The sequence below is a fragment of the Streptomyces sp. JH14 genome (assembly GCF_029428675.1).
Lineage (GTDB): Bacteria > Actinomycetota > Actinomycetes > Streptomycetales > Streptomycetaceae > Streptomyces.
The window spans coordinates 3065319-3078766 of sequence record NZ_JAJNEL010000001.1; the positions used below are offsets into that span (position 1 = coordinate 3065319).

Consider the following 13448-nt stretch of genomic DNA (forward strand, 5'->3'; position numbering starts at 1 on the left):
TGACAGAACCAAGCCGTCCATCGAGCATTGCACGCCTTTCCATGCCACAACGGTCCCTCGGATGGGTGATTACCGGCGCGTACTTCTGTCGTCTTCCTCCGTCGGCCGCGCCATGATCACGACTCTGCCTTACGGTGCACCCTCGCGATCCAGTCCTCGGGGGCGGCGATCTCGGCCTTGGTGGGGAGGGTGTTCGGAGACGTCCAGACCCGGTTGAAGCCGTCCATGCCGACCTCGTCGACCACCGCGCGCACGAACCGTTCACCGTCCCGGTACTGGCGCAGTTTGGCATCGAGACCCAGGAGCTTGCGCAGTGCCTGGTCGAGACGGGACGCCCCGCGCGCCCGGCGCTGCTGGAACTTCTCCCGGATCTCTCCGACGGAGGACACGACCTCGGGGCCGACACCGTCCATCACGTAGTCGGCGTGCCCTTCGAGCAGGGACATCACCGCGGTGAGCCGGCCGAGGATCTCGCGCTGGGCGGGGGTCTGGACGATCTCGACGAGGCTGCGGCCGTCGTCCTCGCCCGCCTCGCCCTCGGGCCGGCCTCCGGCGAGCGACTGGGCGGCCTCACGGAGCCGCTCCAGCACGGTCATCGGGTCGACGTCGGTCTCGTCGAGGAACGACTGGATCTCACCCTGGAGATGGTCGCGGAGCCATGGCACCCCGGTGAACTGGGTGCGGTGGGTCTCCTCGTGGAGCGCCACCCAGAGCCGGAAGTCGTGCGGGTCGACCTCCAGTTCGCGCTCGACGTGGACGATGTTCGGGGCGACGAGCAGCAACCTGCCTCCGCCGCCGGCGGACGCCGGGAGGTCGCGGCCGGCCGGGGCGAACGTCTCGTACTGGCCGAGCACCCGGGACGCCAGGAACGACAGCAGCATCCCGAGCTCAACGCCGGTGACCTTGCCGCCGACCGCACCGAGCACCGCGCCGCCCGGGCTGTTGCCGCGCCGGTCCTGCATCTTCTCCAGGAGCGGCCGGAGCAGTTCGCGGAAGCCCGCGACGTTCGCCTTGATCCAGCCGGCCCGGTCGACGACCAGAACCGGGGTGTCCTCCGGTTCGGTCCCGTCGGGGATCATCCGGGTGAACGAGCGGACGTGCTCCTCCGCGGACTTGGCATGCCGCCGGAGCTCCGCGACGACTTCGCGGGCCTCCTCACGGCTGATCTCGGGGCCCGGCCGCACAAGCCGGGTCGCGGTCGCGACCGCCAGATTCCAGTCGACCATCTCGGCACCACCGATGCTCGTCATGCGTCAACCGTACGTGCTCGGATCGCTCCGCGGTGAGCTGTTGACCGGCTCATCGGGTGCGGCCGGCGAGGCTCGCGGCGAGGGCGTCGAGAGCGGGCTGGGCCTCGGCCGGTGAGGTCGTACCGGACGCCAGGAAAGCGAAGGCGAGCAGCCGCCCCTGCCTGTCGACGACCGTTCCGGCGAGGGTGTTCACCCCGGTGAGTGTGCCCGTCTTGGCGCGGATCAGACCGGTGCCGGTCGATTTCGGCGTGTACCGGCCCTTGAGCGTGCCGCTGAAGCCGGCCACCGGGAGGCCGGTGAGGACGGGGCGCAGTTCGGGGTGGGCCGGGTCGGCGGCTCGGGCCAGCAGACCGGCCAGCAGACCGGCGGTGACCTTGTCCTGCCGGTTCAGTCCGCTGCCGTCGGCGAAGTCTGCGCCGGCCAGCGGCAGATGAAGCTTCTTCAGCTGGGCGGTGACGGCCCGTCGGCCGCCGGCGAAGTCGGCCGGTTCGCCCGAGGCCAGGGCGGTCTGCCGGGCCAGCGCCTCGGCGATGTCGTTGTCGCTGTTGGTCAGGGCCCGTTCGACGAGGCCAGACAGCGGGACGGAGAGGTGTTCGGCGACGGGCCGGGACTTCGCGGCGGGGCGGCCGGGCGCCGGGCCGGACCCGGTGTCGATGCCCGCGTCGTCGAGCAGTCCGGCGAAGGCACGGGCGGCGTCACCGGCCGGGTCGCCGCTGCGCGGGGCGGGGCCGCTGTCCGAATGGTCGAGCCGCCCCTCGTCCATCATCAGGGCGCTGACCGGGGCAATGTTCTCGTTGGGGCCGATCGGGTGCAGTGCGGGGCCGGAGTACCGGGACGTGTCGTACGCGAGCCGGACGGTGCCGATCCCGCGGTCGCGCAGCGCGCGCACGGTGTCGGCGGCCATCTCGCGCAGCGCCGCCTTGTCGAGCGTGGGGTCGCCGCCGCCGACGAGGGTGAGCGTGCGGGAGTCCGGGGAGGCCTGGACCGTCGTGGCGATGCGGTGTCCGGGGCCGAGGGCGGAGAGCGCGGCGACGGTGGTGGCGATCTTGACGGTGGAGGCGGGCGTCATGGGCGTGTCGGCGCGCTTGCCGTACAGCCGCTTGCCGGTGGCGGTGTCGATGACGACGGCACTGCGGACGGTGCCGAGCGCGGAGGAGCTCAGCAGCGGGGTGAGGGTCTCGCGAAGGTCGGCCGTTGCCCCGTCCGGGGTGTCGGGTACGTCCGGTGCGGACTTGTTGAACCCGCTGCTCAGGCCCGCCAGGACCGCCGGGGCGCTGGGGGCGGGGGCCGGTCCGGACGGTGCGGCGGGCTCGTGATGTGCAACACCTGTGCGGTCCTGGGCGGCGGCCCACTCCTGCTCGGCCTTACGCTGACCCGAGTCCCAGGGACCGGCGGCGACGACGGCGCCGGCTGCGAGCGCCAGGCCGAGGACGGCGGAGCCTGCCGTGAACTGCCAGTTGCTCAGTCCGTTCCATGTGCTCGGTCGGCTTGCTCCGGCCCGCCCGCCGAGCGTCTTCAACGGATTGATCGATGGTCTTTTCACCGGCTCGGCCACCGTTGACCAGCCCCTTTCGCGAGCACACATCTCCGTGGGGGACACTTAATCACCAGTCGTATGTGTTGATCATGGAGGAGCCACCCGTGGAGTTCGACGTCACCATCGAGATCCCGAAGGGTTCGCGGAACAAGTACGAGGTGGACCACGAGACCGGTCGGATCCGCCTGGACCGTCGACTCTTCACCTCGACCAGCTACCCGGCGGACTACGGCTTCGTCGAGAACACTCTCGGCGAGGACGGCGACCCGCTGGACGCGCTGGTCATCCTGGACGAGCCGACCTTCCCCGGCTGCCTCATCAAGTGCCGCGCCATCGGCATGTTCCGCATGACGGACGAGGCCGGCGGCGACGACAAGCTGCTGTGCGTCCCGGCCTCCGACCCCCGGGTGGAGCACCTGCGCGACATCCACCACGTGTCGGAGTTCGACCGCCTGGAGATCCAGCACTTCTTCGAGGTCTACAAGGACCTGGAGCCCGGCAAGTCCGTCGAGGGCGCCGACTGGGTCGGCCGCGCCGAGGCCGAGGCCGAGATCGAGGCCTCCTACAAGCGCCTCGAGGCGCAGGGCGGCGCGCACTGACGCCTGCGGTCCCCGCAGGCGTCAGGACAGGCTTGATTCCGGTTCCACTTGCGGTTCCGGCCAGGAACGGGCGGTACACCCTCACCGGTGTGCCGCCCGTTTCGTATGGGCGCCCATACTGGGCACAGGCGCACCGAAGACACGCAGCCGAGAAGGAGCAGGGTCGAGTGGTGGCGGAACCGGGCGGTCCGGAGGACCAGAAGCCCCAGTCCGACGAGGCACACAGCGCCTTCGTCCCGCCGGCCGGCGTGGGCAGGCCCGCAGCCGCCTCCGAGGACGACCACCCCAGTTCGGAGTTTGCCGTCCCAGCCTCCCTGGCCGAGCTGCCGGGGGCCGGCCCGGCATCGGCCTCCGGGCCCGATTCCGCTTCGGGCTCCGGATCGGAGACGGCGGCTTCGGCGTTCGCCCCGCCGCGCACCCGCGGCGCCAGGGAGCCGCTGCCCGCCTTCACCCCGGCGCACGGCATTCCCATGGTCCTGCTGACCAAGGAGGCCCCCTGGCAGGACCGGATGCGCACGATGCTGCGGATGCCGGTCGCCGAGCGGCCGGCGCCCGAGCCGGTGCAGAAGTCGGACGAAGCGGGGCCCGCAGTGCCGCGCGTGCTCGACCTGACCCTGCGTATCGGGGAGTTGCTGCTCGCGGGCGGCGAGGGCGCGGAGGACGTCGAGGCCGCGATGTTCGCGGTGACCCGCAGCTACGGTCTCGACCGCAGCGAGCCGACGGTCACCTTCACTCTGCTGTCGATCTCGCACCAGCCGTCGCTGGTCGACGACCCGGTGACGGCGAGCCGCACCGTACGCCGCCGCGGCACCGACTACACCCGGCTGGCGGCCGTCTTCCGGCTCGTCGACGACATCACCACCGAGGACGTCGAGGTCTCCCTGGAGGAGGCGTACCGGCGGCTCGCCGAGATCCGGCGCAACCGGCACCCGTACCCCGGCTGGGTACTGACCCTGGCCGGCGGCGGGCTGGCCGGCGCGGCGTCGGTGCTGGTCGGCGGCAACGCGCTGGTCTTCGTGGTGGCGGCGGTCGGCGCGATGCTCGGCGACCGGCTCGCCTGGCTCTTCGCGGGGCGCGGGCTGCCGGAGTTCTACCAGTTCGTGGTGGCGGCGATGCCCCCGGCCGCGATGGGCGTCGCGCTGACCCTGACCCACTCGACGGACATCCCGCCGTCCGCCGTCATCACCGGTGGGCTGTTCGCCCTGCTGCCCGGGCGGGCCCTGGTGGCGGGCGTCCAGGACGGCCTGACCGGCTTCTACATCACCGCGGCGGCCCGGCTCCTCGAAGTCATGTACCTGTTCATCGGCATCATCACCGGTGTGCTGCTGGTCCTGTATCTGGGGCTGCAGCTGGGTGCCCAGCTGAACCCGGAAGCGGGGTTCGTGCTCCACGACCGGCCCGTGGTGCAGATCCTGGCGTCGATGGCGCTCTGTTTCGCCTTCGCGATCCTGCTGCAGCAGGAGCGGTCCACGGTGCTCGCGGTGACTCTCAACGGCGGCGTGGCCTGGGTGATCTACGGGGCGATGGCCCGGACCGCGGGTATCTCGCCGGTGGCGGCCACGGCGGTGGCGGCGGGCCTGGTGGGGCTGTTCGGGCAGCTGTTCTCGCGGTACCGGCACACCTCGTCGCTGCCGTTCGTCACGGCGGCGATCGGTCCGCTGCTGCCGGGTTCGGCCACGTATTTCGGCCTGCTCGGTGTCGCGCAGAACGAACTGGACCGGGGACTCGCCGCTCTGTCGACCGCGGTGGCGACGGCGCTGGCCATCGCGATCGGGGTGAACCTGGGAAGCGAGATCTCGCGGCTGTTCATGCGGGTGCCGGGGGCGGTCGGCGGGGCGACCCGCCGCGCGGCCAAGCGGACGCGCGGCTTCTGACGGCGGGGTGCGGACCCGGTCGCCCGGTGGTCAGCGCTTGGCGTGGCGGCCGCGGCCCGCGGGTGCGCTGCCGCCTCCGGCGACCGGGCCGTGCCCCTGGCCCCCGCCGCCCGGCGCGACTGATTCCTTCTTCGCCTTGCTGCGGGCGCGCAGGAACTCGATCGCGATCGGCACCACCGAGATCAGCACGATCAGGACCAGCATCGCCTCGATGTTCTCGTGGACGAAGTCGATCCGGCCGAGCCCGGCGCCGAGCAGCGTGACGCCGACTCCCCAGAGCACGCCGCCGATGATGTTGTACGTGATGAACGAGCGGTAGTTCATCCGGCTCACACCGGCGATGATCGGCGTGAACGTACGCACGACGGGCACGAAGCGGGCCAGGATCAGCGACTTCGGACCGTACTTCTCGAAGAAGTCGTGCGCCTTCTCGACGTTCTCCTGCTTGAAGAGGCGGGAGTCCGGCCGCTTGAACAACGACGGGCCGACCTTGCGGCCGAAGAGATAGCCCACCTGGTCGCCGATGACCGCCGCCAGCGCCACCAGGATGCAGACCAGCCACAGCGGGGTGTGCAGCTTGCCCGTCGTCACCAGCAGACCCGTGGTGAACAGCAGCGAATCGCCGGGCAGGAAGAAGCCGATCAGCAGTCCTGACTCGGCGAAGACAATGACCAGAACGCCGAGCAGCCCGAACTGCCCGATGAGATAGTCCGGGTCCAGCCAGCTCGGTCCGAGCGCAAGCGTATTCAAGGGTCCGGGCTCCAGGATCGGTCGATGGCGGCTGCGTGGCCGCCCAAAGCTATCAACGCCACGGGGCGCCTCCGGGTTCCAGTGGCCCACGCGCGGATGCACAGAGGGTGAACCGGGACAAAGCTGTCCCCAGGAGGTGCCACACGATGGGCATGGAAGATTACGGCGGCGGCCAGCCCGCACAGTCCGAGGTTCTGGTCGTCACCACCAATGACGTCCCCGGGTACCAGGTGACCCAGGTGATCGGTGAGGTGTTCGGCCTGACGGTGCGCTCACGTCACCTCGGCAGCCAGATCGGTGCCGGGCTGAAGTCGATGATCGGCGGTGAGCTGAAGGGGCTGACCAAGACCCTCGTCGCAACCCGCAACCAGGCCATGGAGCGGCTCGTCGAGCAGGCCATGGCCCGCGGCGCCAATGCGGTGCTGATGATGCGCTTCGATGTGACGGAGGCGGCGGACGTGGGCACCGAGGTCTGCGCCTACGGCACGGCAGCCGTGATCAACAAGATCTGACCTGCGCATACGCCGGTACGGGGCCGAGGACTCGCACCCCCGGCCCCGTACGCACACCCGTACGGCCGGTTACGCCCTGCGCTCGGCGTTGGCGTTGATCGCGTCCCGCAGATGCTCGGCCAGGCCGGGCCTGATCGAGGCGTAGTACGCGTGGAACTGCGGGTCGCTCACATACATCTCGCCGAGCCCGCGGTGCATCTCGTAGGTGCAGTCGTAGAACCACTTGGTGATGTGGAGCCGGTGCGCCTCGGCCAGCTCCGTCGCAGCCTCGCCGGTGGCCGGTTCGCCCGCTTCCATCACCGCGGTGTACGCCTCGCTCCACTCGGCGACCTCGGCCTGCATCCGCTTCCAGTCGTCCTTGGTGTAGCGGGCCACCCGGCGCTGCGACTCGGCGTACGTGGCCGTCCCGCCCCAGCGGCGCTCGGCCTCCTCCGCGTGCTCCTCCGGGTCCTTGGCCCCGAAGACCTCGAATTTCTCCTCGGGCGTGAGATTGATGCCCATCTTCCGTGCCTCCATGGCTGTTTCGACGGCGGTGGCCATCTTCTGGAGCTCGGCGATCCGGCCGGACAGCAAGGCGTGCTGGCGGCGCAGGTGGTCCTGCGGATCCGCGTCCGGGTCGTCGAGCAGCACCGCGATCTCTTCGAGCGGGAAGCCGAGCTCCCGGTAGAACAGGATCTGCTGCAGCCGGTCGAGGTCGCCGTCGTCGTAGCGGCGGTGGCCCGCGTGGCTGCGCCCGCTGGGCGAGAGCAGACCGATGGCGTCGTAGTGGTGCAGGGTGCGCACCGTGACGCCGGCGAAGCCGGCGACCTGTCCCACGGCGTGATCCACGGTCACCCGCTCCCTTCCCTCTCTTCGCGCGTCGGTGCGTCGGTACGTGTCCGAGCCTGAGCCCTGACGTGACGTGAGGTGCAAGCCCGAATTGCCTCACGCCCGCGAGCAATAAGGGTGTTATGCCGCTTTTGTCTGGCTATCGTGGGCCGATGGCCTCCGACTCGCCCGCGCTCGTCGACCCCGCGCCCGCGCGCCGGCTGCCGTTTCTCATCGTGCCCGCCCTGACCGTCGGAGTGGCCTCGGCACTCGTCCTGCTCTGCGTCAGCCTGCTCGCGGAAAGGCTGCAGGACGTGCTCTGGAAGACGCTTCCCGACGCGCTCTCCCTCGGCAGGTACTCCTCGCTGTGGATGATCATCGTGCTGACCGCGACCGGTCTCGCCGTCGGCCTGGTCGTCCGCACGGTGCACGGTCACGCCGGGCCCGATCCGGCCACCACAGGACTGGTCGACGCGCCCCTGCCGCCGGACATCATCCCCGGACTACTGGCCGTGACCGTCCTGGCACTGGCGGGCGGGGTCAGCCTGGGGCCCGAGAACCCGATCACCGCCGCCAATATCGCGCTCGCCTTCTGGCTGGGCCGCCGGGCCGCCCCGCGGACTCCGGCCGCCCTCTGGATCGCCCTCGCCTCGGCCGGCACCATCGGCGCGCTGTTCGGCACCCCCGTCGCCGCGGCCCTGATCCTCTCCGAGTCGATCGCGACCGGCGAGGGCGAGCCGGGCGCCCTCTGGGACCGGCTCTTCGGCCCGCTCGCGGCGGGCGCCGCGGGGGCTCTCACCATGACACTGCTGGCCCACCCCAGCTTCGACCTGTCACTTCCGCCCTACCTCGGCCCGCACTGGGGCGATCTGCTCTCCGCGGTCGTGATCACATCCGCGGCGGCGTTGCTGGGACTCGCGGCGGTGTACGCGTTCCCGTGGACACACCGCGCCTTCCGCACGCTTCGCCACCCCGTTCTGATGCCGGCCTGCGGCGGCCTGCTGCTCGGCCTGCTCGGCGCGCTCGGCGGGCATCTCACCCTCTTCAAGGGACTGGACGAGGTGAAGCGGCTCAGCGCCGATCCGAGCGGCTGGTCGGCCGGGCAGTTCGCGGTCATGGCGGTGGTGAAGACGGCCGCTCTGGTGATCGCCGCCACCTGCGGCTTCCGGGGCGGCCGGATCTTCCCAGCCGTGTTCGCCGGGGTCGCGCTCGGAATGTGCGCCCATGCCCTGGTCGGCGCGGTACCTCTGGCGCTTGCGGTCCCGTGCGGGGTGCTGGGGGTACTGCTGGCCATCACCCGGCAAGGCTGGCTGAGCCTGTTCACGGCAGCGGTGCTGAGCAGCGACGCGACCGTACTGCCGATGCTGTGCGTCGCCTCGCTGCCGGGCTGGCTGCTGGTGACCGGGAGGCCGCAGATGCAGCTCCACGAGGACGGCACACCACTGCGGTGAACCGGAGCCCGTCAGGATCTGTCGGGACGATCTGCCGGGGTGACCTGCCGGGGTCCCGCAACCGCCCCGTCCGACGCGCCGGTTGCGCCACTTGTCCGTATCGTCGCATTCGAATAGTCACATCCCGATCTGTCCGTCGGAGGTTTCCCGCAATGCCCACGTCTGTCGACGTCGCCGTCCTTCACTGCTCCCCCGCCGGCACCGTTGCCACCACGGCCGAAGTCATCGCCGAGCACACCGAGAAGGCAGGTGCAAAGGTACGGCTGCGCACGGCGGCCGGACACATGCCGCAGGCGATCATCGGCTCCGCCGCGGCCCGGGCCGTGCGCACGAAGGCGACAGCCGCCCGGGTACAGGCCGAGCGGGTCGTGAAGTCCACCCGGGCGACCAAGACCGGCCTCACCGCCGAGAACTGAGAAGGGCTGTCCGCCGATGCCTCTCCACAAAGGTTCGAACCACACCAAGGAACCGTCCGAGGAGCGACGCAGGCGCGCCTTCAACCCGTTCTTCGGGGAGGCGGATCCGACAGCCGGCATGACGTCCGCGCCGCCGCGCCACCGGCTGCCCGACGGCCCGCTGCCGCCCTCGACCGCGTACGGCCTGGTCCGTGACGAGCTGATGCTCGACGGCAACTCCCGGCTCAATCTCGCCACCTTCGTCACCACCTGGATGGAGCCCGAGGCCGGGGTGCTGATGGGCGAGTGCCGGGACAAGAACATGATCGACAAGGACGAGTACCCGCGCACCGCCGAACTGGAACGGCGCTGCGTGGCCATGCTCGCCGACCTGTGGAACGCCCCCGACCCCGCGACGGCGGTGGGCTGTTCGACCACCGGCTCCAGTGAGGCCTGCATGCTCGCCGGACTGGCGTTCAAACGCCGCTGGGCGGCCAGGAACGCCGACCGGTACCCGGCGACCGCGCGGCCCAATCTGGTCATGGGCATCAATGTGCAGGTCTGCTGGGACAAGTTCTGCAATTTCTGGGAGGTGGAGGCCCGCCAGGTCCCGATGGAGGGTGGCCGCTTCCATCTCGACCCGCAGGCCGCCGCCGAGCTCTGCGACGAGAACACCATCGGCGTCGTCGGAGTCCTCGGCTCCACCTTCGACGGTTCGTACGAGCCCATCGCCGAACTCTGCGCGGCCCTCGACGACCTGCAGGAGCGCACCGGCCTCGACATCCCCGTCCATGTCGACGGCGCGTCCGGCGGGATGGTGGCGCCGTTCCTGGACGAGGACCTGGTCTGGGACTTCCGGCTTCCCCGGGTGTCGTCGATCAACACCTCCGGGCACAAGTACGGCCTGGTCTACCCGGGCGTCGGCTGGGCGCTGTGGCGTTCGCCCGCCGAGCTCCCCGAGGAGCTCGTCTTCCGCGTCAACTACCTGGGCGGCGACATGCCGACCTTCGCGCTGAACTTCTCCCGGCCCGGCGCTCAGGTCGCGGCGCAGTACTACACCTTCCTGCGGCTGGGCCGGGAGGGCTACCGGGCCGTTCAGCAGGCCGCCCGCGATGTGGCGAGCAGCCTGGCCGCCCAGTTCGAGAAGCTGGACGACTTCCATCTCCTCACCCGGGGCGACGAGTTGCCCGTCTTCGCCCTGACGACCGCCCCGGACGTGCGGGCGTTCGACGTCTTCGACGTGTCGCGGCGGCTGCGCGAGCACGGCTGGCTGGTCCCCGCGTACACCTTCCCCCCCCAACCGTCAGGATCTGTCGGTGCTCCGGGTGGTGTGCCGCAACGGCTTCTCCTCGGACCTCGCGGAACTGCTCCTGGAGGACCTGCGGCAGCTGCTGCCCGAACTGCGCGGCCAACGGCATCCGTTGAGTCATGACAGGGAGGTCGCGACGGCCTTCCACCACTGAGCGGGTGGCGGCTCCCGCGACGCCCTACCGCCCCTGCCGTGGAGCGGGGGAGCCGGTCGCGTAGGGGTTCTCCTCGCCCTCGGCGAGTACGCCGACGAACGGATCGCCCTCGCCCGCGAAGGTGTACGCACCGCCCTCGATCCGCGCGATCAGCCCCCGCGTCCACGCGGCCCCCGCGTCCGCCGAATGGACCCACATGTTCATGATCTCGCCGATGTGGCCCAGCGACTCGGGCCCTTCCTCCGGCGTGTAGTACTCGGTGACCGAGGCTCGCCAGGCCGCCAGCCCCGCCACCCGCTCCTTCAGCAGCGCGACCGCCTCGGACCTCTCCAGGTCGACGATGAAGCCGATGCCCGCCGACAGCACGTCCATCTTCTGGTCGTACGAGGTCAGCGCCGCGCGCAGCAGCGCGAAGTACTCCTCGGTGCCCCGCCCCGTGATCTCGTACTCGGTGCGGGGCGGCCCCCCTGCGGTACTCGGAGCGATCTCATGGGCGACCAGCAGCCCTTGCTTCGCCATCTGTTTCAGGGCGTGGTAGACCGAGCCCGGCTTGGCGTTGGACCACTCGTGGGCGCCCCAGTACTCCAGGTCGTTGCGGACCTGATAGCCGTGCGCCCGGCCGTGCTGTCGCACGGCGCCGAGGACCAGCAGCCGGATCGCGGACATCCACTCACCCTTCCTATTCAACTTTGACTAGGGTAGTCCGCCTCCTGCGCGATCAGCTCGAACGCGGTACGGCCGTCCAGCGACTCCCGGATGATGTCCGCATGCCCGGCGTGCCGGGCGATCTCCTCGACGAGATGGACCAGCAGCCAGCGCATCGAGCACTCCGCGTCCTTCGGGAACCAGGGCGCCTCGGGCAGCGGGAACGTGTCGTTCATGCTGTCCACCGCGTGGATGAAGTCCTCGGTCTCCGCAGCGACCTTCGCCCAGAACTCCAGCATCTGCGGGACGTTCTCGTCCCCGACGAGCCGGAAGCTGTCCGCCCAGGTCGCCTCGGTGCGGGCCTGCTCGTTGGGAAGCTGCTGGGCGAGGCGCAGCCAGTTCAGTTCGGTCTCCGCGACATGCTTGAGCAGCCCGGAAAGAGAGAGCTCGCTGGCGCTCGGCCGGCTCGCCGCCTGCTCCTCGGTCAGCCCGATCAGCGAGCGCCGGATCGCGCCGCGCTGTGCCTCGACGAACGAGAGAAGCGCGCCGCGCTCGTCGCCGTGAGCCTCTGCCGGAACGTGAGTGACCATGATGTCCGCCCTTCGGTGCCGTGCGGGCCTGCGCCCGGTGTCTTCCTGACAACGACCACGCTACGGACCCTTGCGGACAACTTCGGTCCTCAACAGGCGGGCATCAGAGCGAGAAGTCGGTCCGGCCGTGCTGGATCGAGATCCACTTCTGGGTGGTGAACGCCTCCACCGTGGCGTCGCCGTTCAGCCGCCCGGATCCGGAGAACTTCTCGCCGCCGAAGGCCACCAGCGGATCGTCCTGGATGGTGGAGTCGTTGACGTGGAACATCCCCGTGACGATGCGCTGCGCGAACCGCACCCCGCGTTCGGCGTCGGCCGTGTGCACGGCGCCGCTCAGCCCGTACGGGGAGTCGTTGGCGATCCGCACCGCGTCCTCCTCGCCGTCGAAGGTCAGCAGCAGGGCCACCGGGCCGAAGATCTCCTGGGCCAGCAGCGGGGAGTCCTCCGGCAGCCCGGCGAGCACGGTCGGCTCGACGAGATTGCCGCGGGTGCGGCCGCGCACGAGCGCCGTGGCGCCCTCCGCGACCGCCTGCTCGACCAGGGCGGTCAGCGCATCGGCCTGGAAGGTGTTGATGACGGGGCCGATCTGGGTCTCCGGGTCCCGCGGGTCGCCGGTCCTGAGCGCGGCCACCTTCGCGGTGAACTTCTCGGTGAACTCCGGCGCGATGGAGCGGTCCACCAGGATGCGGTTGGCTGCCATGCAGACCTGCCCCTGGTAGACGAAGCGGCTGAACACCGCCGCGTCGACCGCGTAGTCGATGTCCGCGTCGTCCAGCACCACCAGGGCGCTGTTGCCGCTGAGTTCGAGGACGGCCCGCTTGAAGAGTCCACCGGCGGTCGCGCCGACATGGCGGCCCACCCGGTCCGAGCCGGCGAAGGAGATCACCTTGGGTACGGGGTGCGCTATGAGCGCGTCGCCGATCTCGGCGATGTCGGTGACCAGGACGTTGAGCAGCCCTGCGGGCAGCCCGGCCTCCTCGAAGATCCTGGCGATCAGTCCGCCGCCGACGACGGGGGCGTGCTGGTTGGGCTTGATGACGACCGCATTGCCGAGCGCCAGGGCCGGCGCGACCGACTTCATCGTCACCAGGAAGGGGAAGTTGAAGGGGCTGATCACGCCGATGACGCCGACGGGCACCCGGTAGACGCGGTTCTCCTTGCCCTCCACCGGGGACGGCAGGATCCGGCCCTCGGGGCGCAGCGCCTGCTGGATCGCCTCACGCAGGAAGTCCTTGGCGCAGCGGATCTCGTACTCCGCCTTGAGCCGGGTGCCGCCCAGCTCGTCGATGATCGCGCCGATGATGTCCTCGGTGAGTTCATCGGTGATGCGCAGGGCGCGTTCGAGGACGAGGCGGCGTTCGTACGGATTGGTGCCGGCCCAGATCCGCTGGGCGCGCTCGGCCGCGCGATAGGCCTCGTCGACCTCCTGTGCGGTGGCGACAGTGATCGCCGCGAGCTTTTCGCCGTTGTACGGATTGAAATCGATGATGTCCCAGGAGCCGGTACCGGTCCGCCACTCACCGTCGATGTACTGGTTGGCCAGCTCATTGAAGAAGGACATGCGATCCCTTACTG

12 protein-coding genes and 1 pseudogene are annotated in these 13448 nt (G+C 70.3%); 6 read left to right on the forward strand and 7 right to left on the reverse strand.

Annotated elements, in window-relative coordinates; genetic code table 11:
• Positions 1–116 precede the first annotated feature (116 nt).
• Together LRD69_RS13675 and dacB are read right to left on the reverse strand one after the other, a co-directional pair.
• On the reverse strand, positions 117–1250 hold the full coding sequence (locus tag LRD69_RS13675; protein WP_277326849.1) for a zinc-dependent metalloprotease: 1134 nt from the start codon (positions 1248–1250) through the stop codon (positions 117–119).
• A gap of 49 nt (positions 1251–1299) precedes the next feature.
• Positions 1300–2805, reverse strand: a complete 1506-nt coding sequence (gene dacB / locus LRD69_RS13680; protein WP_277326850.1) for a D-alanyl-D-alanine carboxypeptidase/D-alanyl-D-alanine-endopeptidase — start codon at positions 2803–2805, stop codon at positions 1300–1302.
• An 86-nt stretch (positions 2806–2891) separates the two neighbouring features.
• Here dacB and LRD69_RS13685 point away from each other — a divergent pair, with 86 nt between their 5' ends.
• Together LRD69_RS13685 and LRD69_RS13690 are read left to right on the forward strand one after the other, a co-directional pair.
• Positions 2892–3386: an inorganic diphosphatase gene (locus tag LRD69_RS13685; protein WP_003968257.1), complete on the forward strand. Its 495-nt coding sequence runs from the start codon at positions 2892–2894 to the stop codon at positions 3384–3386.
• Positions 3387–3553: 167 nt separating this feature from the next.
• Complete coding sequence (locus tag LRD69_RS13690) at positions 3554–5260, forward strand: threonine/serine exporter family protein (RefSeq protein ID WP_277326851.1); 1707 nt, start codon at positions 3554–3556, stop codon at positions 5258–5260.
• 30 nt (positions 5261–5290) lie between these two features.
• Here LRD69_RS13690 and LRD69_RS13695 read toward each other — a convergent pair whose 3' ends face one another.
• A complete protein-coding gene (locus LRD69_RS13695; protein ID WP_277326852.1) occupies positions 5291–6010 on the reverse strand; it encodes a VTT domain-containing protein in 720 nt (239 codons plus the stop codon).
• Positions 6011–6156: 146 nt separating this feature from the next.
• Here LRD69_RS13695 and LRD69_RS13700 point away from each other — a divergent pair, with 146 nt between their 5' ends.
• The gene (locus tag LRD69_RS13700; RefSeq protein ID WP_277326853.1) at positions 6157–6522 is read left to right on the forward strand and encodes a YbjQ family protein; all 366 of its coding nucleotides are present in this window, start codon (positions 6157–6159) and stop codon (positions 6520–6522) included.
• Between the two features lie 69 nt (positions 6523–6591).
• Here LRD69_RS13700 and LRD69_RS13705 read toward each other — a convergent pair whose 3' ends face one another.
• Positions 6592–7350, reverse strand: a complete 759-nt coding sequence (locus LRD69_RS13705; RefSeq protein WP_277326854.1) for a MerR family transcriptional regulator — start codon at positions 7348–7350, stop codon at positions 6592–6594.
• 152 nt (positions 7351–7502) lie between these two features.
• On the opposite strand from LRD69_RS13705, the gene LRD69_RS13710 reads away from it, so the two are divergent.
• The 3 genes and pseudogenes from LRD69_RS13710 (at position 7503) to LRD69_RS13720 (ending at position 10638) form a co-directional block, all read left to right on the forward strand.
• Positions 7503–8780: an ion channel protein gene (locus LRD69_RS13710; RefSeq protein ID WP_277326855.1), complete on the forward strand. Its 1278-nt coding sequence runs from the start codon at positions 7503–7505 to the stop codon at positions 8778–8780.
• 152 nt (positions 8781–8932) lie between these two features.
• Positions 8933–9196 (forward strand): hypothetical protein, encoded by a 264-nt coding sequence (locus tag LRD69_RS13715; protein ID WP_277326856.1) that lies wholly within the window; start codon positions 8933–8935, stop codon positions 9194–9196.
• Positions 9197–9212: 16 nt separating this feature from the next.
• Positions 9213–10638 (forward strand): annotated as a pseudogene (locus LRD69_RS13720) (glutamate decarboxylase).
• A gap of 24 nt (positions 10639–10662) precedes the next feature.
• Here the strand turns inward: LRD69_RS13720 and LRD69_RS13725 are convergent.
• The 3 genes from LRD69_RS13725 to LRD69_RS13735 form a co-directional block, all read right to left on the reverse strand.
• On the reverse strand, positions 10663–11304 hold the full coding sequence (locus LRD69_RS13725) for a PadR family transcriptional regulator (RefSeq protein WP_277326857.1): 642 nt from the start codon (positions 11302–11304) through the stop codon (positions 10663–10665).
• Positions 11305–11321: 17 nt separating this feature from the next.
• Positions 11322–11873: a DinB family protein gene (locus LRD69_RS13730; protein WP_277326858.1), complete on the reverse strand. Its 552-nt coding sequence runs from the start codon at positions 11871–11873 to the stop codon at positions 11322–11324.
• A 103-nt stretch (positions 11874–11976) separates the two neighbouring features.
• Positions 11977–13434 carry an aldehyde dehydrogenase family protein gene (locus LRD69_RS13735; RefSeq protein WP_277326859.1) on the reverse strand — a complete coding sequence of 486 codons (1458 nt, stop codon included), beginning with the start codon at positions 13432–13434 and terminating at the stop codon, positions 11977–11979.
• Positions 13435–13448 lie beyond the last annotated feature (14 nt).